14 protein-coding genes, 2 tRNA genes and 3 rRNA genes are annotated in these 21,430 nt (G+C 66.3%); 17 read left to right on the forward strand and 2 right to left on the reverse strand.

Going from position 1 to position 21,430, the window contains the following annotated elements:
• Nucleotides 1–229 precede the first annotated feature (229 nt).
• From G398_RS0110095 to G398_RS0110170, 16 genes are all read left to right on the forward strand, one after another.
• Nucleotides 230–1,769 (forward strand): 16S ribosomal RNA (locus G398_RS0110095).
• Between the two features lie 219 nt (nucleotides 1,770–1,988).
• Nucleotides 1,989–2,064 (forward strand) — tRNA-Ala (locus G398_RS0110100).
• Nucleotides 2,065–2,087: 23 nt separating this feature from the next.
• A tRNA-Ile gene (locus G398_RS0110105) sits at nucleotides 2,088–2,165 on the forward strand.
• A 212-nt stretch (nucleotides 2,166–2,377) separates the two neighbouring features.
• Nucleotides 2,378–5,313: ribosomal RNA gene (locus G398_RS0110110) — 23S ribosomal RNA — on the forward strand.
• A gap of 72 nt (nucleotides 5,314–5,385) precedes the next feature.
• A 5S ribosomal RNA gene (gene rrf, locus G398_RS0110115) occupies nucleotides 5,386–5,501 on the forward strand.
• The 16S, 23S and 5S rRNA genes sit together here with 2 tRNA genes alongside, the layout of an rRNA operon.
• Nucleotides 5,502–5,580: 79 nt before the next feature.
• Nucleotides 5,581–7,494 carry a threonine--tRNA ligase gene (gene thrS / locus G398_RS0110120; RefSeq protein WP_026853511.1) on the forward strand — a complete coding sequence of 638 codons (1,914 nt, stop codon included), beginning with the start codon at nucleotides 5,581–5,583 and terminating at the stop codon, nucleotides 7,492–7,494.
• A 95-nt stretch (nucleotides 7,495–7,589) separates the two neighbouring features.
• A complete protein-coding gene (infC, locus tag G398_RS17655; RefSeq protein WP_084512445.1) occupies nucleotides 7,590–8,156 on the forward strand; it encodes a translation initiation factor IF-3 in 567 nt (188 codons plus the stop codon).
• Between the two features lie 7 nt (nucleotides 8,157–8,163).
• Nucleotides 8,164–8,364, forward strand: a complete 201-nt coding sequence (gene rpmI / locus G398_RS0110130; protein ID WP_026853512.1) for a 50S ribosomal protein L35 — start codon at nucleotides 8,164–8,166, stop codon at nucleotides 8,362–8,364.
• A 171-nt stretch (nucleotides 8,365–8,535) separates the two neighbouring features.
• Nucleotides 8,536–8,883, forward strand: coding sequence for a 50S ribosomal protein L20 (gene rplT / locus G398_RS0110135; protein ID WP_026853513.1), 348 nt, complete (start codon nucleotides 8,536–8,538; stop codon nucleotides 8,881–8,883).
• Between the two features lie 83 nt (nucleotides 8,884–8,966).
• Nucleotides 8,967–10,037, forward strand: coding sequence for a phenylalanine--tRNA ligase subunit alpha (gene pheS / locus G398_RS0110140; protein ID WP_026853514.1), 1,071 nt, complete (start codon nucleotides 8,967–8,969; stop codon nucleotides 10,035–10,037).
• Nucleotides 10,037–11,959 carry a phenylalanine--tRNA ligase subunit beta gene (locus G398_RS0110145; RefSeq protein ID WP_026853515.1) on the forward strand — a complete coding sequence of 641 codons (1,923 nt, stop codon included), beginning with the start codon at nucleotides 10,037–10,039 and terminating at the stop codon, nucleotides 11,957–11,959. The genes pheS and G398_RS0110145 overlap by 1 nt, the downstream gene beginning before the upstream one ends.
• Before the next feature lie 19 nt (nucleotides 11,960–11,978).
• Nucleotides 11,979–12,215, forward strand: a complete 237-nt coding sequence (gene zapB / locus G398_RS0110150) for a cell division protein ZapB (RefSeq protein ID WP_026853516.1) — start codon at nucleotides 11,979–11,981, stop codon at nucleotides 12,213–12,215.
• Nucleotides 12,212–12,571 (forward strand): cell division protein ZapA, encoded by a 360-nt coding sequence (locus G398_RS0110155; protein WP_026853517.1) that lies wholly within the window; start codon nucleotides 12,212–12,214, stop codon nucleotides 12,569–12,571. Before zapB ends, G398_RS0110155 begins: the two co-directional genes overlap by 4 nt.
• 223 nt (nucleotides 12,572–12,794) lie before the next feature.
• Nucleotides 12,795–14,435 (forward strand): ribonuclease Y, encoded by a 1,641-nt coding sequence (rny, locus tag G398_RS0110160; RefSeq protein ID WP_026853518.1) that lies wholly within the window; start codon nucleotides 12,795–12,797, stop codon nucleotides 14,433–14,435.
• A 59-nt stretch (nucleotides 14,436–14,494) separates the two neighbouring features.
• Nucleotides 14,495–17,134, forward strand: a complete 2,640-nt coding sequence (locus tag G398_RS19715) for a hybrid sensor histidine kinase/response regulator (protein WP_052571803.1) — start codon at nucleotides 14,495–14,497, stop codon at nucleotides 17,132–17,134.
• A 3-nt stretch (nucleotides 17,135–17,137) separates the two neighbouring features.
• Nucleotides 17,138–17,467: a DMT family protein gene (locus G398_RS0110170; protein WP_026853519.1), complete on the forward strand. Its 330-nt coding sequence runs from the start codon at nucleotides 17,138–17,140 to the stop codon at nucleotides 17,465–17,467.
• Between the two features lie 3 nt (nucleotides 17,468–17,470).
• On the opposite strand, the gene G398_RS0110175 is transcribed toward G398_RS0110170, so the two are convergent.
• Nucleotides 17,471–18,115 carry a response regulator gene (locus G398_RS0110175; RefSeq protein ID WP_026853520.1) on the reverse strand — a complete coding sequence of 215 codons (645 nt, stop codon included), beginning with the start codon at nucleotides 18,113–18,115 and terminating at the stop codon, nucleotides 17,471–17,473.
• Nucleotides 18,112–21,120, reverse strand: a complete 3,009-nt coding sequence (locus tag G398_RS21975; protein ID WP_026853521.1) for a sensor histidine kinase — start codon at nucleotides 21,118–21,120, stop codon at nucleotides 18,112–18,114. The genes G398_RS0110175 and G398_RS21975 overlap by 4 nt, the downstream gene beginning before the upstream one ends.
• A 137-nt stretch (nucleotides 21,121–21,257) precedes the next feature.
• On the opposite strand from G398_RS21975, the gene G398_RS20420 reads away from it, so the two are divergent.
• Nucleotides 21,258–21,430, forward strand: a 173-nt coding sequence (locus G398_RS20420; RefSeq protein ID WP_157492299.1) for a leucine zipper domain-containing protein, incomplete at its 3' end; no start/stop codon positions are given.

Genomic DNA, 21,430 nt, shown 5'->3' on the forward strand with positions numbered 1-21,430 from the left:
AACGTCCTGCGCAGTTGAGGCTGCGAGGTGCTGGAAGGGGCGGCGAGGGAACTCGCGAGGCAACTTCAGGCCGTGCGGAAGCGCGGTGGGCGTCTTTGAAAACCGGATAGAAGATAGGAAGCCTTTGAGGGTTCCGCGGGACGTTCTAGGACGGATCGTGGAATTCAGAGAAATACGACCAGAACATTGGCCCGAGGGGGAACCCGAGGGTGAAGAGTTCAGGAATATTAAACTTGAGAGTTTGATCCTGGCTCAGAATGAACGCTGGCGGCGTGCCTAACACATGCAAGTCGGATGTGCCGCAAGGTGCATGGCAGACGGGTGAGTAACGCGTGGGGAATCTACCTCTTTGTGGGGAATAACGCTCCGAAAGGAGTGGTAATACCGCATGAGACCTTCGGCTGGGATGCTGGAGGTGAAACCTGGGGACCGCAAGGCCTGGGGCAAGGAGAGGATCCTGCGTCTGATTAGCTAGTTGGCGGGGTAATGGCCCACCAAGGCGACGATCAGTAGCCGGCCTGAGAGGGTGATCGGCCACACTGGAACTGAGACACGGTCCAGACTCCTACGGGAGGCAGCAGTGGGGAATTTTGCGCAATGGACGAGAGTCTGACGCAGCAACGCCGCGTGGGTGATGAAGGTCTTCGGACTGTAAAACCCTGTCGTCAGGGACGAAGGTGGCACGACTAATAATCGTGTTACTTGACGGTACCTGGAGAGGAAGCCCCGGCTAACTCTGTGCCAGCAGCCGCGGTAATACAGAGGGGGCAAGCGTTATTCGGAATTATTGGGCGTAAAGGGCGCGTAGGCGGTTTTTTAAGTCAGATGTGTAATCCCCGAGCTCAACTTGGGAACTGCATCTGAGACTGGAAGGCTAGAGTACTGGAGAGGGTGGTGGAATTCCTCGTGTAGCGGTGAAATGCGTAGAGATGAGGAGGAACACCAGTGGCGAAGGCGGCCACCTGGACAGTAACTGACGCTGAGGCGCGAAAGTGTGGGTAGCAAACAGGATTAGATACCCTGGTAGTCCACGCTGTAAACGATGAACACTTGGTGTGGAGGGAGTTGACCCCTTCCGTGCCGGAGCTAACGCGTTAAGTGTTCCGCCTGGGGAGTACGGTCGCAAGGCTGAAACTCAAAGGAATTGACGGGGGCCCGCACAAGCGGTGGAGCATGTGGTTTAATTCGACGCAACGCGAAGAACCTTACCTGGGCTTGAACTGCAGTGGACCGGTGCAGAGATGTGCCTTTTCGCAAGAACTGCTGCAGAGGTGCTGCATGGCTGTCGTCAGCTCGTGTCGTGAGATGTTGGGTTAAGTCCCGCAACGAGCGCAACCCTTACCCGTAGTTGCCAGCGCGTCATGGCGGGAACTCTACGGGGACTGCCCGGGTTAACCGGGAGGAAGGTGGGGATGATGTCAAGTCCTCATGGCCCTTATGTCCAGGGCTACACACGTGCTACAATGGGCGATACAAACCGTTGCAAAGTCGCGAGATGGAGCTAATCGGAGAAAGTCGTCCTCAGTTCGGATTGTAGTCTGCAACCCGACTACATGAAGGTGGAATCGCTAGTAATCGTGTATCAGAATGATACGGTGAATACGTTCCCGGGCCTTGTACACACCGCCCGTCACATCACGAAAGCCGGGAGCACTTGAAGAGGCTGTGGTAACCCGCAAGGGGGCTAGGTCTCAATGGTGAACTTGGTGATTGGGGTGAAGTCGTAACAAGGTAGCTGTAGGAGAACCTGTGGCTGGATCACCTCCTTTCTAAGGAGAGCCGTTCTACGGAATGGCATAGGTCAACGCTTCCGATCGAATTTCTATCCGGTTTTTAAAGACGCTCGAGCAAGTCTTTGACGAGCGTGCTGCGATGAGGGCCTGGCAACGGGTGGTCATCGTTGGTTCTGTGGGCGTTATGCTCATCCGTGTGGGGCCCCACTCGCCACAGCGCACCGCGCTGTGTCTCGTGACCCACATCGGATTCGCGGGCCCGTAGCTCAGCTGGGAGAGCGCCTGGTTTGCATCCAGGAGGTCGTCGGTTCGATCCCGGTCGGGTCCACCAGCGCCTGGTGGTGCATGCAACTGGGGCCTATAGCTCAGTCTGGTTAGAGCGCACGCCTGATAAGCGTGAGGTCGGTGGTTCGAATCCACCTAGGCCCACCAATTTGAGTTGAGTTGAGATCCTGCGGGATTTGAATCCAGCTCAAAGCCGCCTCGAGGGGCGGGTCGAAAGACGGGGCTGATTGACAATCAAATAGAAGGAATAGAGAAGGGTGATCCATGGCGTTGAAGTGACGCTGTGGGCTTAAGGCGAGGCAAGTTTAGCGAATCAACAACTCTCGTGGGTCTGAAGTCAATGTAATTCATTGATGGAAGGCCAAGTTACAAAGGGTTGACGGTGGATGCCTTGGCAGATGACAGCGATGAAGGACGTGGTAAGCTGCGAAAAGTCTCGGGGAGTTGCACGCGAACGGTGATCCGGGAATGTCCGAATGGGGAAACCCTCCTGGGTGAAAGCTCAGGAATCTCTTAGCTGAATTCATAGGCTTGGAGAGGCGAACGTGGGGAAGTGAACCATCTCAGTACCCACAGGAACAGAAAACAACAGTGATTCCGGTAGTAGCGGCGAGCGAAACCGGAGGAGCCCAAACCTCCTACGTGTAAGCGGCAGGCGTTGCGTAGGGGGGGTCGTGGGACCCGCAGGCCAGAGCTGCCCTCTGGCACAGAGTTACAAAACCGACGGTTAGCGGAACGGCATGGAAAGGCCGGCGAGACAGGGTGATAGCCCCTTACGCGAAAGCCGATCGGACTCTGAGTGGAGTTCCCAAGTATGTCGGGGCACGAGAAACCTTGACAGAATTTGCCGCGACCATGCGGTAAGGCTAAATATGTTCATCTGACCGATAGTGAACCAGTACCGTGAGGGAAAGGCGAAAAGAACCCCGATGAGGGGAGTGAAATAGAACCTGAAACCGTCAATCTACAAGCAGTGGAACCACTATGGTTTACCAGTGGAACCGCGTGCCTTTTGCATAATGAGCCGGCTAGTTATTTTCAGTGGCGAGGCGAAGCCGAGGAGGCGAAGCCGCAGGGAAACCGAGTCTGAATAGGGCGGAAGTCGCTGGAAATAGACGCGAAACGGGATGATCTATCCTTGACCAGGATGAAGTCCGGGTGACACCGGATGGAGGTCCGAACCAGTGTGGGTTGAAAACCGCTTGGATGAGTTGAGGATAGGGGTGAAAGGCCAATCAAATTCCGTGATAGCTCGTTCTCCCCGAAATAGCTTTAGGGCTAGCGTCGGATGTTTCGTCGTGCAGGTAGAGACCTGAATGGACTAGGGGGCTTACCAGCTTACTGAATCCAACCAATCTTCGAATGGCACGCCGTGAAGTCCGGCAGTCAGACTGCGGGTGATAAGATCCGTAGTCGAGAGGGAAAGAACCCAGATCGCCAGCTAAGGTCCCAAAATACATGCTAAGTGGAAAAGGATGTGGATGTGCTTAGACAGCCAGGAGGTTAGCTTAGAAGCAGCTATCCTTTAAAGAAAGCGTAATAGCTCACTGGTCAAGCGGGTCTGTGCCGACAATTCAACGGGGCTAAAGCATGTTACCGAAGCTGCGAACGTAAGTGGTAGGGGAGCATTCCCTACGTCTGTGAAGGTTGACCGTAAGGACAGCTGGAGACATGGGAAGAGACTCTGTCGGCATAAGTAGCGTAAAGACGGGCGAGAACCCCGTCCGCCGTAAGACTAAGGTTTCCAACGCAAGGTCAATCCGCGTTGGGTTAGTCGGACCCTAAGCTGAGGCCGAAAGGCGTAGGCGATGGAAGGCTGGTTAATATTCCAGCACCATGAGCATCTCGTTTGCACGATGCAGGGACGCAGGAAGGTAGGGACGCAGGGCTATGGAATGTCCTGCGAAAGGTATCAAGGGTGGCGCTTAGGGAAGTCCGGGCGCCGCGAGCCCAAGGTATCTGACGAAAAGTCCTGATCCTACACTGCCGAGAAAAGCTGCTAAGGAGAGGTGCTTGTGTCCGTACCGCAAACCGACACAGGTAGTCGAGGAGAGAATCCTCAGGCGTTTGAGAGAACTCTGCTGAAGGAACTCGGCAAATTAACCCCGTAACTTCGGGAGAAGGGGTACCACGGTAGGGTTCATAGCCCGAGGTGGTGGCACATAAATGTCCCAGGCGACTGTTTAACAAAAACACAGGTCTCTGCAAACTCCAAAGAGGAGGTATAGGGGCTGACACCTGCCCGGTGCCGGAAGGTCAAGAGGAGCGGTCAGCGCAAGCGAAGCTGCGAATTTAAGCCCCGGTGAACGGCGGCCGTAACTATAACGGTCCTAAGGTAGCGAAATTCCTTGTCGGGTAAGTTCCGACCTGCACGAATGGTGTAACGATCTGGGAACTGTCTCCAGCAGAGACTCAGCGAACTTGTAGCACCGGTGAAGATGCCGGTTACCCGCACTTAGACGGAAAGACCCCGTGCACCTTTACTACACCTTGACATTGAGGTTGGCGTTGGACTGTGCAGGATAGGTGGGAGGCTATGAAACTGGCTCGTTAGGGTCGGTGGAGCCGACGTTGAGATACCACCCTGTTTAACGCTGATCTCTAACTCGCACCCGTGATCCGGGTGGAAGACAATGTCAGGCGGGTAGTTTGACTGGGGCGGTCGCCTCCTAAAGCGTAACGGAGGCGTACGAAGGTTCCCTCAGGCTGTTTGGAAATCAGCCGCAGAGCGCAATAGTATAAGGGAGCTTGACTGCGAGTCAGACACGACGAGCAGGTGCGAAAGCAGGTTATAGTGATCCGGTGGTCCCGAATGGAAGGGCCATCGCTCAACGGATAAAAGGTACGCCGGGGATAACAGGCTGATCTTGCCCAAGAGTTCATATCGACGGCAAGGTTTGGCACCTCGATGTCGACTCATCACATCCTGGGGCTGAAGCAGGTCCCAAGGGTTCGGCTGTTCGCCGATCAATAGTGGTACGTGAGTTGGGTTCAGAACGTCGCGAGACAGTTCGGTCCCTATCTAGTGTGGGCGCAGGAGATTTGAGAGGACCTGTCCTTAGTACGAGAGGACCGGGATGGACTGACCTCTGGTGTTCCAGTTGTGCCTCCAGGTGCAATGCTGGGTAGCTATGTCGGGAAGTGAGAAGCGCTGAAAGCATCTAAGCGCGAAACACCCCTCAAGATGAGATCTCCCTATGAGACCCGTGGTAGACCACCACGTTGATAGGTCGCATGTGCAAGGCCGGTGACGGCTTCAGCTGAGCGATACTAATCGGTCCACAGACTTGACCTTTCATCAATGAATTGCATCACCCACGAACGCTCGACAGAGCTTCGCCTTACCCTTCTCAACCCTTCTACCCTTCGTCGCGGCTTTTCCCCAGGGGTCACACCCGTTCCCATCCCGAACACGGCCGTTAAGACCTGGAGGGCCGATGATACTGCTCCTCACAGGAGTGGAAAAGTAGGTCGCTGCGACGTTAAATCCCCTCCGGGCCATCACAACTGATGGCCCGGAGCCGTTTTACTGATAAAATTCGTCTCCTATTTCGAGGAATCCATGTCCATCGAGGTCCGCCTTCCTGACGACTCCCTCCGGCAGCTGCCCGAGGGGGCCACCGGGACCGAGCTGGCCGCCGGCATCGGGGCCCGCCTGCTGGACGCGGCCCTGGCCATCAAGGTGGACGGCCGCCTGGCGGACCTGAAGTCCCCCCTGGCCGATGGGGTCAAGGTCGAGATCGTCACCAGCAAGAGCCCCGAGAGCCTGGAGCTCATCCGGCACTCCACGGCGCACCTGCTGGCCCACGCGGTGAAGCGCCTCTATCCCAAGGCCAAGGTCGGCATCGGGCCCGTCATCGAGGACGGCTTCTACTACGACTTCTGGGTGGAGAAGCCCTTCACCCCCGAGGACCTGCCGGTCATCGAGGCGGAGATGCGGAAGATCGTGGCCGAGGGCGTCGAGGTGGAGCGGCAGGACCTGGAGCGGGATGCCGCCGTGGCCCGGTTCGAGGCCATGGGTGAACCCCTCAAGGTGGAGATCGTCTCGGGCATCCCCTCCGGCGACATCATCAGCGGCTACAAGCAGGGCGACTTCTACGACCTCTGCCGCGGGCCCCACGTGCCCAACACCTCCAAGCTGAAGGCCTTCAAGCTCCTCAGCATCGCGGGCGCCTACTGGAAGGGTGACGAGAAGAACCCGATGCTCAGCCGCATCTACGGCACCGCCTTCCACACCCAGAAGGAGCTGGACGAGCATTTGAAGCGGCTGGAGGAGGCCAAGGCCCGGGACCACCGCAAGCTGGGCCGGGAACTGGGTCTCTACTCGTTCCATCCGGAGGCTCCGGCCTCGCCCTTCTTCCATCCCAAGGGCGCCCACGTCTACAACGAGCTGGTGACCTACATCCGGGAGCTGTACTTCAAGTACGGCTACGACGAGGTGATCACCCCGCAGGTGCTGGACGTGGCCCTCTGGAAGACCAGCGGCCATTACGAGAACTACGCCGAGAACATGTACTTCACCACCGCCGAGGAGCGGGAGTACGCGCTGAAGCCCATGAACTGTCCGGGCCACTGCATCATGTTCGGCGCCCAGAAGCACAGCTACCGGGACCTGCCCATCCGCTACGCGGACTTCGGCCGCCTGCACCGCTACGAGCGCAGTGGCGTGACCCACGGCCTCACCCGCGTGCGTACCTTCTGCCAGGACGACGCCCACATCTACTGCACTCCGGAACAGATCAAGACCGAGATGGCCGCCTTCCTGGCCCTGTTGAAGGAGGTCTACGACACCTTCGGCTTTGAGGGCATGCGCGTGGCCCTCAGCACCCGGCCTGAGAAGCGCCTGGGCTCCGACGAAATCTGGGATGCGGCGGAGAAGGCGCTGGGCGAGGCCCTGGACGAGGCGGGCATGCCCTACACCCTGAACCCTGGCGAGGGCGCCTTCTACGGCCCCAAGATCGAGTTCCAGATCCTGGACGCCCTCAAGCGGCCCTGGCAGCTGGGCACCCTCCAGGTGGACTACATGCTGCCGGAGCGCTTCGACCTGAACTACACGAAGGCGGACGGCAGCGAAGGGCGCCCCGTCATGCTGCACCGGGCCATCCTGGGCAGCCTGGAGCGCTTCATGGGCATCCTGGTGGAGCACACCGCCGGGGCCTTCCCCGCCTGGCTGGCGCCCGTGCAAGTGGCCATCCTCCCCATCACCGACCGGGCCCACGCCTTCTCCACCGAGGCCGCGGCCCAGGCCAAGGCCCTCGGGCTCCGCGCCGAGCTGGACCTCCGCAACGAGAGCCTGAAGGCCAAGATCCGCGAGGCCCAGCTGGCCAAGGTGCCCTACATGCTGGTGATCGGAGACCGCGAGGCCGAGGCGGGCACCGTGTCCGTACGGCACCGCCACCGGGGCGATCTGGGCGTGCAGCCCCTGGACGCCTTCCTGTCGGCCCTCACTGCCGAGGTGCGGGAGCGGCAGCGTTGAGGCTGTTTTCCTTGCTTGGCGTGAATCCATCCAAGTGGTAGACTTTTTGTCCTTGTGCAACTAGGGGAGGAACCATTCGTCCGAACGAGACCCGCATCAACGACGGCATCCGGGCCCCTGAGGTCCGCGTCATCTCCGAAGATGGCGAACAGCTCGGCGTGATGCCACCCCACCAGGCCATCCGGATCGCGGAAGAGCGCGGCCTCGATCTGGTGGAAGTGTCCGGGAACGCCAATCCGCCCGTCTGCAGGATCATGGACTACGGCAAGTACAAGTTCATGGAGGCGAAGCGGGAACACGCGGCCCGGGCCAAGCAGAAGAACATCGTGGTCAAGGAAGTGAAGTTCCGCCCCAAGACCGACGACCACGACTTCGAATTCAAGATGAAGCACATCCTGCGGTTCCTGGAGGAAGAGGACAAAGTCAAGGTGGTGGTCATGTTCCGCGGACGTGAAGTCGTCCATCGCGACATCGGCTACCGGATCATCGAGGAAGTCATCCGCCGGGTCGGCGACAAGGCCATCGTCGAGAAGGGCGCCGGCATTGATGGGCGCGACATGCACGCCATCCTGGCCCCCCGGATCATCGAAGTGCCCAAGGCCCCCAAGAAGCCCAAGCCGGCCCAGCCGGAGACCCCTGAAACCGAAGCCAAGATCCAGTGAGGAAGCCATGAGCTACAAGATCAAGAGCCACAAGGGCGCCCAGAAGCGTTTCAAGAAGACCGCCGGCGGCAAGTTCAAGCGCGGCTGCTCGCACCAGCGCCACATCCTGACCAAGAAGACCGCCAAGCGGAAGCGCCAGCTGGACATGGGCGGGATGGTGGCCAAGGCCGACCAGAAGGCCGTCGCCGCGATGCTGCCCTACGCCTGATAGGTCGCGGGATTCCCTGCGGGAACCCCGTATAAGCGCTGGCGCAGCCAGCGTGCAGGTTGTCCCCTCCCGCCTTCGGCGCTAAGCTCGAAGGTTCAACCTGGTGGCCGTGGCCACCCCCGATGAGGCTCCCCAATGCTCTTTTGAGCGGCCTCGAGGAAAGGAAAGCACATGACTCGTGTAAAGCGCGGTTTCAAGCGGGCCCAGCGTCGCAAGCGGATGATGAAGTTCGCGAAGGGCTTCTACGGCGCCAAGTCGCGGCTGTACCGCTCCGCCAAGGAAGCCGTCGAGAAGGCCCTCGGCTATGGCTACCGCGACCGCAAGGTCAAGAAGCGCGACTTCCGCCGCCTCTGGGTGGTGCGCATCAGCGCCGCCTGCACGCAGAACGGCACCAGCTACTCCAAGTTCATGGGCGGCCTGAAGAAGGCCTCCGTGGACCTGGACCGCAAGATCCTCGCGGATCTCGCCGTGCGCAATCCCGAGGCGTTTACCAAGCTCGTGGCCGTGGCCAAGGGCTGATCGCGAACGCAGCAGATCGCAGACACCCGGAAGGCCGCGCGAGCGGCCTTTCCTTGTTTTGAGACACCTCCCCCGGGGGATCCATGGACCACCTGCTTCCAGCCGAGATTCTCGAGGCGGACCGAGCCTTCCCGGGGGCCCTGGCCGCCTGCGCCGACCTGGACGCCCTCCTGCGTCTGAAGGGGGCCTACGTGGGCCGCGAAGGCAGCCACGCCGCGCGGATGATGGACCTGCTGAAGGTGGCGCCCAAGGAGCAGAAGCGCGACCTGGGCGCGGCTATCAACGGCGCCAAGCAGCGCTGGGAAGAGGGGCTGAAGGTCCGCCAGGCGGAGCTGGAGGCCGCGAAGAAGCAGCTGGGCGCCCTGGCTTCGAGCTGGGATCCCGCTCTGCCTCCCCCCGTGCCCGCCCGCGGCGCCCTGCATCCCCTGAACCGCCTCATGGACCGCCTGGTGGAGGTCTTCCGCCCCTTGGGCTTCCACGTGGAGGAGGGCCCGGAGGTCGAGACCGAGGCCCACAACTTCGACGGCCTGAACATCCCCGAGGACCACCCCGCGAAGGCCTCTTCGGACACCTTCTACCTGGCCGCCCACCCGGAGCTGCTGCTCCGCACGCACACGAGCCCCGTGCAGGTGCGCACGCTCCTGCGGGTGGCGCCGGACCTCGAGAAGCTGGGCGGCATCCGCTTCCTGGCCCCTGGACGCGTGTACCGCAAGGATGAGATCGATCCGACCCACAGCCCCATGTTCCACCAGGTGGAGGGCATGCTCGTGGGTCACGACATCGGCATGCAGCATCTCAAGGGCACCCTGGAATACGCGCTGCGGGCGCTGTTCGGCCCCCACACGGAGATCCGCCTGCGGCCCTCGTACTTCCCCTTCGTGGAGCCGGGCTGCGAGGTGGACGTGAGCTGCCCGCTCTGCGACGCCAAGGGTTGCCGCGTCTGCAAGGGCTCGGGCTGGGTGGAGATCCTGGGCGCGGGCCTCCTCCATCCCAATGTGCTCCGCTATGCGGGCATCGATCCGGAGGAGTGGTCGGGCTGGGCCTTCGGCATGGGCGTGGAGCGCATGGCCATGATGCTGAGCCAGACGCCGGACCTGCGGCTGTTCTTCGAGAACGACCAGCGCTTCCTCGGGGCCATGGGAGGGCTCGACTGATGTGGATCGAACGCAAGGCCCTCGCCGCTGAAATCCCCGCCGCCGCGGCCCTGGACACGCGCCAGCTCTGCGAGCTGCTGGCCTCCCTGGGCTTTCCCATCGACGGCGTGGCCTCCCGCGAGGGCGGCGACGTGCTGGACGTGGACATCACCGCCAACCGCGGCGACGCCATGTCCCACCGCGGCATGGCCCGCGAGGTGGCGGCGAAGCTGGGCCAGCCCCTGGCGCCCCTGGCCCCGCCGCCCGTGGCGGAGGGTGCCCCCCGGGTGCCTGTGCGCCTGGAGAGCCCCGCCTGCCCGCTGTATGCCACGGCCCTGCTGAGCCTGGGCTCGGGCGGGACGCCGGCCGGGGCGCAGGCCTTTCTGCGGGCCCTCGAGGCCTCCGCCAAGGGCCTGCCCGCCGTGGACGCCTCCAACGAGCTGCTGCTCCGCTACGGCCACCCCACCCACGCCTTCGACGCGGACCGCATCCGGGGCGGCGTCACCGTGCGCTGGGCCGTGACGGGGGAGAAGCTGGTGACGCTGGACGGCGTGACCCGCACCCTGGCTTCCCAGGACCTCGTCATCGCTGACGAGGCCGGTCCCATCGCCCTGGCGGGCGTCATGGGCGGCGACGGCACCAAGGTGACGGAGGCCACGCGGCGCGTGCTGCTGGAAAGCGCCTGGTTCGACCCGAAGACCGTGCGTGCCACGGCCCGGCGCCACAGCCTGCACACGGATGCCTCCCACCGCTTCGGCCGGGGCGCCGATCCCGCCATGGCCGCCGTGGCCCGGGACCTGCTGGTGGACCGTCTCCGCAGCTGGGCCGGCGCCACCCTGGAGGGGGCCTGGACCGCCGGTTCCCGGCCCGCGGCCCCTGCCCGCGTGACCCTCACCGGAGACCTGCTCACGCGCGTGGCCGGCGAGCCGCTCACCCTGGGCGAGGCCGCCGAGGCCCTGGGGCGCCTGGGCTGCACCGTGGCGGCCGGTTCGGACGCCCTGACGGTCCAGCCTCCGACCTGGCGCCATGACCTGGCCATCCCCGAGGATCTGGCGGAGGAGGTCCTGCGCCTGCGGGGCTACGAGCGGATCCCCTCGGTGCTGCCTCCCCTGGAGGGGCCGCCCCAGCGGCTGTCGCCGGACTACCGCCACCGCCAGGCCCTGGCCCGGCGCCTGGCCCACTTGGGCTTCCACCAGACTGTCACCTATGGCTTCATCAGCCCCGAGGCGGATGCGGCGTTCGCCGCTCCGGACAATGCCCCCCAGGGACGCACCCTGGTCAATCCCCTGGGGCAGGAGTACTCGGTCCTGCGGGGGACCCTGCTGGCCAGCCTGAAGGCCGCGGCGGAGCAGAACCTCCGCCAGGGTGCCCGGGAAGTGCGCCTCTTCGAGGTGGCCCCCACCTACGCCAGCGGCACCAAGGGGCCCGCGGAGCGCTTCACCCTGGGCCTCGCCTGGGGCGGCACCCTGGGTGGCGAGGACTACCTGAGCCCCGCCCGCCCCGTGCGGGAGGCCGACCTCAGCGGCATTGCCCTGGATCTGGGCCTGGCTGCGCTGCCCCAGGTCCGCACCCTGGGCGAGGGCCTCTTCGGCTTCGAGATCCCCGTGACGGACCTGCCCCAGGCCGGCGAGCGGATCATTCCCGCCTTCCGCCCCTTCAGCCGCTTCCCCTCGGTGGAGCGGGACCTGTCCCTCCTCGTGGGGCTGGGCCAGTCCTACGAGGCCCTCGCCGGGGCCATGCGGGCCGCCCTCCCGGCGGAGGTCCTCCAGGACCTGCGCTGCGTGGACGTGTTCCGCCACAAGAGCCTGCCCGAAGGCCGGCAGGCCTGGTTGATGCGCCTGCGCTTCCAGGCGGACCGCACCCTGGTGGGCGCGGAGGTGGACGGCTGGATGGCCTCGGCCCTGGCCGCGGCCGAGGCCCTCGGCGCGAAACTCCGGGCGTAGAATCGCCCCAGAGGGATCCATGGACCTGCTCAAACAGCTCGAAACGAAGATGCATGCCCTGGTGCAGCAGCGCAACCAGCTGAAGGAAGAGCTGGATGCGCTGAAGGCCGCCGGGGCGGCCGGGGACCAGGAGCTCCAGTCCCTCCGGGCCCGGCTGGAGGAGGCCCTGGCGGAAAAGACCGCGCTGGAGAAGGACCGCGAGGCGGTGAAGGCCCAGGTGGCCAGCATCCTGCAGGCCCTGGAGGCCCTGGGATGAAGCCCCAGCCGCCCCTGCCGGGGGTCCGGGCCGCCACGGTCTCGGTCCTGGGGCGGGAGCTCCAGGTCCAGACGGACCGGCCCGAGTCCCTGGCGGCGGCGGTCCGCATCCTGGAAGACACCTTCCGCGACATGGACTCGCAATGCCAGCTAAGATGGGGGAACGTCCCGAAGGGCCTGGACACCCCGTCCTGGTACCTCCTGGGCGCCCTGAACTTGGCGCACCGTGTGGCGCGCCTGGAACAGGAAGCCAACCAGCACACCCAGAACCTGGAACAGACTCTTTCAAAGTTGCTGAACGATGTTCCGGACGAACCTTCCGCCCCCGTGCCCTTCCTCGGCGAGGACGGAGACTGATTTCCCTGCGAGGCCCGTGATCATGGCCAAGCGCTTGTTCCGTAAGTCGACCTGGGAGACCTTCCCCCTGTCCTGTGCGTTCCGCGCGTCGGCGCGCCTTAGCCAGGGATCCTGGACTCCCCCCTACCAGCTAGGGAACTCGGCAAGCCTCCACGACTGAGCGGGGATCTTCTTTCACATCTGGTGCTGGTGGCTCTTCGGATCCCATTCCCTGGAGTCGCCCATGAACCTGATCAGCTGGATCTTCCTTCTTCTCTTCTTCGCCGCGGCCGGCGTCGGCCTCCTGATGGCATTGCGGGCCCAGAAGGCGACGGTGGACGCCTCCCAGGCCCAGGCCCGCGCCGAGGCGGACATCAAGGCCCAGCGCGAGAAGCTGCTGGACGAGGCCCAGCGGGAGGCCCAGCGCCTGAAGGACCGGGGCCAGCAGGAGGCCGAGGCCCTCCGCAAGGAATCCGAGTTGAAGGCGAAGGAGCAGGCCCTCCACGCCCGGCAGGAGGCGGAGAAGCTCCTGGCCGAGCGCCAGGCCAACCTGGAGAAGCAGGAGCAGCGGTTCCAGTCGAAGGAGCAGAGCCTCCAGGCCAAGGAGGAGGGCCTCGACAAGAAGCTCCAGCAGGTGGATCAGAAGGCCAAGGACCTCGACGCGCTGAACGAGAAGCGCAAGGCCGAGCTGGAGAAGCTGGAGGCCAAGCAGGCGGAGGCCAAGCAGCTGGTGGAGGCCCAGGCCCAGCGCCTGGAGGAGATCGCCGGGCTCACCCGCGAGGACGCCAAGAAGGAGCTGACCGCCCAGCTGGAGTACGCCGCCAAGATGGACGCCGCCAAGCTGGTGCGCCGCATCGAGGACGAGGCCCAGGAGGAGGCCGCCAAGAAGGCCCGCTGGACCATCGGCGCCGCCATCCAGCGCGTGGCCTCGGACGTGGTGGCCGAGCAGGCCGTCAGCTCGGTCCAGCTGCCCAGCGACGACCTCAAGGGCCGCATCATCGGCCGCGAGGGCCGCAACATCCGGGCCCTGGAGAAGGCCACGGGCTGCGACCTCATCGTGGACGACACGCCTGAGAGCATCGTGGTGTCGAGCTTCGATCCGATCCGGCGCGAAGTCGCGCGCCAGGCCATCCTCAAGCTCCTGGCCGACGGCCGCATCCACCCCGCCCGCATCGAAGAGGTGGTGGAGAAGGTGAAGGTGGACATGGACCAGCACCTCAAGGAGATTGGCGAGGCCGCCTGCATCGAGCTGGGCTTCCCCGACGTCCACCCCAAGCTGCACAAGCTGGTGGGCCGCCTGAACTACCGCACCTCCTACGGCCAGAACGTCCTGGAGCACACCAAGGAGGTGGCCCGCATCGCCGAGTACATGGCAGGTGAGATGGGCGCCAACGCCAAGCTGGCGCGGCGCGCCGGCCTCTTCCACGACATCGGCAAGGCCATCGACCGCGAGGTGGAGGGCACCCACATCGAGATCGGCATGCAGCTCATGCAGCGCTACGGCGAGAAGGAGGAGGTCATCCACGCCATGAGCTGCCACCACGGGGACTTCGAGCCTAGGACGGTGGAGGCCATGCTCATCACCGCCGCCGACGCCCTCAGCGCCGCCCGCCCCGGGGCCCGCCGCGAGATGCTGGAGACCTACGTCAAGCGCCTCGAGAAGCTGGAGGAGATCGCCGGCAGCTACAAGGGCGTGCAGAAGAGCTACGCCATGCAGGCGGGCCGCGAGATCCGCATCCTCGTGGATGCCGGGTCCGTCAACGACGACCAGGCCTACTGGATCGCCAAGGACGTCAGCCGCCGCATCGAATCCGAGATGCAGTACCCCGGCCAGATCAAGGTGACGGTCATGCGGGAGCTGCGGGCGGTGGAAATCGCCCGGTAGGGAGGCCCGGGTCTGATACAGTCCATGGGTCTCCACCCCCACATGGCCTGGTATCAGCCTTGGACGCTTCCTCGCCCCAGCCCACCGATCGCAGCTCCGCCGAGACCGCGGCGGAGCTGCGACGCCTTCTGGCGGAGGGCATCTACGCCCTGGGTCTCGCCCGCAGCCGGGAAGAGGTGCTGCGGGTGCTCCTGGGCCGGGCCGCCGAGGTGCAGCCCGCGGCCCACTGGGCCCTGGTCAGGATCGAGGCGCGGGAGGGTCGGAGGGCGGTGGTGCCGGTGGTCGGCCTGCCCTCAGCGGATTCCCGCCTCGGAAGGGTCCTCCCGGAGTCCGGCCCCTCCCTTCTCGACTCGGCGTTCGTACGGGAGGTCTGCGATCAGGGCCGTCCCTGCTGGGCGCTGGACGTCCGCGCCTCGCCCCTGGTGCCGCCGGACCTGGCGGAGGCCCTCGGCCTCCAGAGCCTGCTGGGCCTCCCCCTGGCCTTCGAGGGGTTGGTCACGGGAGGGGTCCTTGCCGCCACGTTCCAGGGCGAGGCGCCCCTGCTCCCTGATGAGGCGCAGCGGGCCGTCCTCCAGAGCCTGACCCGGATCGCGGCCCTGGTCCTGGAGCGCATCCAGGTGGAGGCGCGCCTGGCCGAGACGGCCCTCCTGTTCCGGGACCTGGCCCAGGCCGTGCACGACCTCACGGGGGCATCCGACGAGGATGTCCTGGTGGCCCAGCTGTTCCAGTGGGCCGCCCGGCTCGTTCCCCTCGGCGAGTGGTGGTTCAACCACTTCGATCCCATCACCCGCACCTGCCGCACCACCCACTGGACCCCGGGACTGGAGGCCTATGGTTCGCCGGAGGCCATCCGCCAGCCTGAGCCCGTAGACGGGGACCTGATCCTGGAACGCATCCACCTCCGCCAGAAGGCCGTCCACATCCGCCGCTGGGAGGACCTTCCGCCCCGGCCGGGCCGGGCCCCCTGGCCCTGGCCCCTCCGCACCTGGGTGGGCCTCCCCCTGGCCCACGAGGGCTCCACCTCAGGCTCCCTCAGCGGGGCGACCCTGGGGGACCAGGGCCACGCGGAGATCTCCGAGGAGCAGTTCGAGGCCCTCCAGAGCCTGGTGGAGACGGCCGGCCTGGTGCTGAACCGCATCCTCGCCCGGAAGGCGCTGGAGGCGGAGGAGACCCGGTTCCGCCGGCTCTTCGAGCAGTCTCCGGATGCCACGGCCCTCCTGTCCCACGGCCGGATCGAGGACGTGAACCAGGCGGCCGTGGACCTGCTCGGGTACCCGCGGCTGGCCCTCCTGGGCCTGGGGCCGATCCAGCTGAGCCCCGCCGCCCAGCCCACGGGACGGCCGAGCCTCGAGGCCGCCCAGGCCTTCCTGTCGGAAGTGAAGACGGGGCTCCGCAACCGGTTCGAATGGACCTTCCTCCACGCCGATGGCCGCGAGGTCCCCTGCGAGGTGGCCATCACCCAGTACCTCCTGGACTCCCGGCGCGTCTACCATGCCGTCCTCCGGGACCTGACGGACCGGAAGCGGGCCGAGGCGGAGCGCGCGGCCCTGGAGCGGCAGCTGTTCCAGGCGCAGAAGATGGAGAGCCTGGGCGTGCTGGCGGGCGGCATCGCCCACGACTTCAACAACCTCCTCATGGGCGTCCTGGGTCATGCGGGACTGGCCCTGGACCAGCTCAACCCGCTGCATCCGGCCAAGCGCAACCTCGAAGCCATCCAGAAGGCGGGCCAGCGGGCGGCGGACCTCACCCGCCAGATGCTGGCCTACTCGGGCCGCGGCCGGTTCGAGGTGCGGAACCTGGATCTCAGCGTCCAGGTGGAGGAGATGCTCCACCTCCTGGAGGTGAGCCTCCCCAAGACCGTGGTGCTCAACCTCGGCCTGAAGCAGGGCCTGCCGGCGGTGTCCGCGGACGCCTCCCAGATCCAGCAGGTGATCATGAACCTGGTGATCAACGCCGCCGAGGCCATCGGCGAGGCCTCCGGCACCATCATGCTGGCCACGGGGGCCCAGCGGGTGGACGAGGCCGCCATCCGCACCATGCTGGTGGGCCAGGACGTGGCGCCCGGAACCTATGTGTTCCTGGAGGTGTCCGACACCGGCTGCGGCATGGATCCGGACACCATGAGCCGGATCTTCGAGCCCTTCTTCACCACCAAGTTCACCGGCCGCGGCCTGGGCCTCTCCGCGATCATGGGCATCGTCCGCGGCCACAAGGGGGCCCTGCGCGTCTACTCCGAGCCGGGCCACGGGACCACCTTCAAGGTGCTGCTGCCGGCCCTGAACGTGATCCCCGAGGGGGCGGCCGACGCGCCGGAGGAGGCCCTCCATCCGGGGCGGGGCCTGGTCCTCGTGGTGGATGACGACGAGACCGTGCGGGCCGTGGCCCGGCAGGCCCTGGAGATGCGGGGATTCCAGGTGCTGGAGGCCCAGGACGGACTGGAGGCCGTGGAGCTCGTCCGGGCCCAGGGGGCGGCCCTGGGGGTGGTCCTCCTGGACATGACCATGCCCCGCATGGGCGGGGAGGAGGCCTTCCGCGAGATGCGCCTGCTCCAGCCCGATATCCGCGTCATCCTCAGCTCGGGCTACAACGAAGTCGAGGCCATGGGCCGGTTCATGGGCAAAGGGCTCAAGGGATTCATCCAGAAGCCCTACGGCCCCCGGGAATTGCTGGCCAAGATCCAGACCATCCTGGAAAGTTGAGGCATGCGCACGGTCCTGCTGCTCGTCCTCAGCAATGTATTCATGACCTTCGCCTGGTACGGGCACCTGAAGCACCACCGCGACAGCCCGCTCTGGATCGCGATCCTGGCCAGCTGGGGCATCGCCTTCTTCGAGTACTGCCTCATGGTGCCCGCCAACCGCGCGGGCTACGGGCGCTTCAGCCTGCCCCAACTGAAGGTGATCCAGGAGGTGGTGACGCTGATGGTGTTCGCGGTGTTCACCGTGGCCTGGATGCGGGAGCGGCTCCACCTCAACCACCTCTGGGCAGGGCTCTGCCTGGTGGGGGCGGTGTTCTTCACCTTCCGGAAGTAGACCTCAGCGGTCCAGGTGGATGATGCCCCGCTTGAGGGCCACCATGGCGGCCTCGGTGCGGTCCTTCACCTGGAGCTTCCGCAGCAGGTTGTTCACGTGGATCTTCACGGTGGGTTCCGCCAGGCCCAGCTCGTCGGCGATCTCGCGGTTCCGGTGGCCCTGGGCCAGGAGCTTCAGCACGTCCAGCTCGCGGGCGGTGAGGCGCTCGGTCTCCATGGCCTCCACCAGCCGCGCGGCGGTGGCGGGCGGCAGGTAGCGCTGGCCCGCGGCCACGGCGCGGACGGCCTCGATGAGGGTGGCGCGCCGCATGCTCTTGAGCAGGTAGCCCCGGGCCCCGGCCTCCAGGGCCCGCTGGATGTCCGCGTCGCCGTCGAAGGTGGTGAGCACCAGGATCCGGGCGTCCGGATCCTCCCGCCGGATGGCGGCGATGGCCTCGACCCCGGACTGCCCTGGCAGCTGGAGGTCCATGATGGTGACCGTGGGGCGCAGGGACCGCCAGGTGGTCACCGCCTCCTTGCCGTCGCCGGCCTCGCCGACCACTTCGAGGTCGGGCTCGCCCTGGTGGAGGATGGCGACGAGGCCGTCCCGGACCACCGGATGGTCGTCCACGATGAGCAGGCGGATGGGGGTGGAAGGGTTCGTGGTCATGGACGCCACCTCCGGAGGGGCAGGTTGATGGTGATGCGGGTGCCCTGGCCAGGTCCACTGTCGATATCGATGCGGCCCCGGAGCCGGGCCAGGGTCTCGCGGATGCTGCGCAGGCCGTAACCCGCGGCGCCGGTGGCGGGATCGAAGCCCCGGCCGTCGTCCTCGATGCGGAGGCCCACCTCGCCCCGCCGGTACTGCACGGTGACCTTCACCCACTTGGCCTTGCCGTGGCGGAGGGCGTTGGTGAGGGACTCCTGGGCCATGCGGAGCAGTTCCTCCTCCAGGCGGGAGTCCAGGCGCTTCGTCTCCCCGGTCTGCTCCAGCTCGACCCGGATCCCCGTGCCCGCCAGAAGGCGGTCGGAGAGGATGCGCAGGGCTCCCAGCAGATCGGTGCCCTCGGGCTTGCGGGGGCTCAGGACCATGACCGAGCGGCGGGCCTCCTGCAGGCTGGCGGCGGCCAGCTCGCGGGCGTGGTCCAGGCGCGTGAGCACGGGCCCCGGATCACCCTCCATGCGGCTCAGCCGGGCCTCGGCGGCCTCCAGCTGGAGCAGCACGCCCGTGAAGCCCTGGGCCAGGTGGTCGTGGATCTCCCGGGCCATGCGGTTCCGCTCGTCCAGGACGGCAGAGCGGGCCTCCACCTGCTGCAGGCGGAGGCGCAGCAGCCACCAGGCGAAGAGCCCCGCCGCCGCCGCGCAGAGGATCCAGAATACGGGCCGCTGGTGGAAGAAGGGCTGGACCGCCACGTCCAGGGCCACCTCCTGGGGCGGTCCCGCCTCGCCGGGCCGCCAGGCCTGGAGGATGAACCGGCGCGCCCCCGGGGGCAGGTTCGAGTACACGGCGAAGCGCCGGTCCCCCACCTCATTCCAGCCCGGATCGACGCCTTCCATGCGGTAGCGGAACCGCACCTTCCCGGCGCCCGTAAGGCTGATGCCCGTGTAGTGGATCTCCAGGCGGTGGCCGCCCGGGGCGAGGCGGAGCGGTCCCTGGACCGGCTGGAGGGACTCGTCGCTCAGCACCTTCACCAGGTGCAGGCGGAGCGGCGGCGGGCCGGGCGGCAGCGCGCGGCTGTCCGCGCGGGCCATGCCCCGGCCCGTGGACAGCCAGAGCTCTCCTTCGCGCGTGAGCCAGGCGGCGGGCTGGGGACCCCCGTGGGCCGCCCGGGCAGGAAGGCCATCTCCCTGATCGAAGACGGCGAGCAGGGAGGGGCCGGCGGCGGGCAGGCCCTGCATCAGCGCGGACTGGGGGGCCCGGAGCACTCCCTGGCTCGTGCAGAGCCAGAGGTTGTGGCCCGCGTCCTCCAGGATGGCGTGGACGCTGGCCTCCAGCAGACCCCCGGGGCCCGTGAACCGGCGGAAGGTCCCGTTCTGGAACAGGCGCAGGCCATCGGCCGTGCCGATCCAGAGCGCTCCGGAGGCGTCCAGATGGAGGGCCTGGGCCCCGGCGGACCCCAGGCCCTGGGCGGGGCCGAACCAGTGCAGGCCTTCGAGATCCAGGATCCCCACTCCCCTGGAGGGGCTGGCCAGGTACAGGGGCTCGGGCCCGCCGCCGGCCATGGCGGTGACGCCCTGGGCCATGGGGAAGACCTGGGCCTCCCCGCCGGGTGGGAGCTTCAGCATCCCCTGGCGGAAGGTGGCGATCCACAGATTGCCCGCCGGATCCTCGTAGAGGGAGAGGATGCCTTCCGGTGGCGGCCCACCCTTCCAGGCCACGACCTGGGCCCTCCCGTGCTCCAGGATGAACAGGCCCCCGCTGCGGGTGCCCAGCCAGAGGCCACCGGCGCGGCGGGGCCACAGGGCGGCCAGGGGCCCACCCGGGACCCCACTCAGGGCCACGGGCTCGACCCGGCCCTCCCGGACCTGGCCCAGGGACTGGTCCCCGGTGAGGCACCACACGGTGCCCGCGGCATCCTGGCAGACCATCCGGCCCGCCTCCTCGGGCTCGGGCCCCCGGACGGGCACGGCCTGGAAGGGGACGGTGAAGGTGGCGCGCAGGCCCCGGTCCTCGCTGCCCACCCAGAGGGTGCCCGCCCGGTCCTCCAGCAGGCAGCGCACGGTCCACCGGAGCCTCGGCCCATCCGGAGCCGCCTCCAGCCGACCCTCCCGGGTCCGGTGGAAGAGGCCCGCCTGCTCGGTGCCGATCCAGAGGCCGCCCTGCCGGGTCGCCCGAAGCGCAGTGATGGGCTTGGCGGAGGGGAGGGCCGGGGCCGCGGGGACCAGGCGGCCGTCCTCGAGCGTGAAGAGCCCCTGGGCCCGGGTTCCCACCCAGAGGGTCCCGGCGGCATCCACCTCCAGCGCCGTGATGTCCTCCACGGAGGAGAGGGTCACCAGCTGCAGGCGGTGCTCCCGGACCCGCCACAGCCCCGAACCGGCCGTGCCCACCCAGAGCGTGTCCCCGCCGTCAGAGGCCATGGCCTGGATCCGGAGCCGGGCGGCGTCGCAGGGGACGGGCTCGAACCGCTCCCCCACGCGCCGGAGGAGCGGGCCCTCGCCCGGAGCCGCCCACAGGGTGCCCCGGGCATCGGCGTGGAGGTGGAGGATGGGGCTGTCGGGAAGGCCTTCCGCCGGCCCCAGGGCGCTGAAGGCGCCGTCCTTCAGCCGGAAGAGGCCGGAGGGCGAGGTGCCGATCCAGAGGCTCCCGTCGGGCGTCTCCGCCAGACTACGCACGTCATCGTGGGAGAAGACCGGGGCCTTGGCGCGCGAAAAGCGGTCGAAGCTGGCCCCGTCGAAGCGGACGAGGCCGTCGCCGGTGCCGATCCAGAGGAATCCGTCCCGGCCCTCCAGGAGCGCCGTGGCCGTGTCCTGCGCCAGGCCCGCCTCCGCGCGCCAGATCCGGTGGCCCTGCGCCTGACCCTGCATCTGACCCTGCACCTGACCCTGCACCTGGGCCGGCGCGGCTCCCGGGGCCGGGAGGGGGGCGGCAAGGAGGCCCATCGACAGGGCGGTGGCGACATGCCATCCGGCCCGGCCCCGGCGGAGGCTCTGGAATCCTGTCCATCCCATGGTCATGGAAGCAGCAGATTAGGCCATCGGCCTCCGCCCAGCAAGGCAAACGCCGCTAGCTGTAACTGCCAAGGAGGTTGTTCATCCGGGTTGAGCTGGGAAGCTGTTGTTACCACACAGCGGCTTTCGCAGAGGCAACCCGGATGAACCTCCACAGTTCAGCAAAGACCTGTCCACGAAGTCGAGCGTTATTGATCCGGCGTGTCCGGTGCCTGGGAATGACCGTCCAGGCAGCGGCCCAGGCGGCGGGGATCAGCGTCCGGACTGCCTACAAATGGCTGGCCCGATTCAGGAAGGAGGGCCGGTCTGGGTTGGA

The organism is Geothrix fermentans DSM 14018 (assembly GCF_000428885.1).
Lineage (GTDB): Bacteria > Acidobacteriota > Holophagae > Holophagales > Holophagaceae > Geothrix > Geothrix fermentans.